Origin of the sequence: Neoaquamicrobium microcysteis, assembly GCF_008180155.1 — a bacterium.
GTDB classification, from domain to species: domain Bacteria; phylum Pseudomonadota; class Alphaproteobacteria; order Rhizobiales; family Rhizobiaceae; genus Aerobium; species Aerobium microcysteis.
This window is the reverse complement of the sequence record NZ_VSZS01000023.1, coordinates 1-579: the sequence shown is the minus strand read 5'-3', so window position 1 is coordinate 579 and position 579 is coordinate 1. Positions and strand designations below refer to the sequence as shown.

Sequence of the window (579 nt, the reverse complement as noted above, 5' to 3'; positions counted from 1 at the left end):
GGCAACCTGGACGCAGCGATCGCCGGGCGCAAATGGCCCGGTGGATTTCCATCAGCTTGCCGTCAGTCCCGTCGACCCCGAAATCATCTATGGCGCCTACGGAGCGCTCCAGCGCAGTGTCGATGGCGGGCATGAATGGTCCGTCGTCGGACCTCTTCCGAGTGACATGATCTCCCTGGCCGCTTCGACTGTGGATGCTGACACCCTTTATGCCGGTACGAGAACGGGGCTCCACAGGAGCGAAGACGAAGGCTTGACCTGGAGACCTGTTCTAGACGGAGCACCAGTCAGTCTGGTCAAGGTAACCGACGATGCCAGGATCTTCGCTTTCATCCCCGGCGAGGGCCTTGCCGTCGCTAAGGAGGCCGAAGTACAATTCTCCCTTCTCGCAGCGGATTGGGGTAACGAGGTGCTGCTCCATCTGGCTGTCGCCCCCGAAAACGCCGAGCGGATGTTCGCGGCGTCGCATCAGGGCACAATCTTCCGCTCGAACGATGGCGGTGTGACCTGGGAGGCAGTCCGCGGCTCCCCGCGTTGAGGTGTGAGGCCTGCAGCAGGCTCTTGGGGCGGTACTTCTGG

The 579-nt window shown here is 62.3% G+C and carries 1 protein-coding gene; it reads left to right on the top strand.

Annotated elements, in window-relative coordinates; all coding sequences use genetic code 11:
* A partial coding sequence (locus FY036_RS23670) for a WD40/YVTN/BNR-like repeat-containing protein (protein ID WP_407941110.1) occupies window positions 1-538 on the top strand: 538 nt, incomplete at its 5' end.
* Window positions 539-579 lie beyond the last annotated feature (41 nt).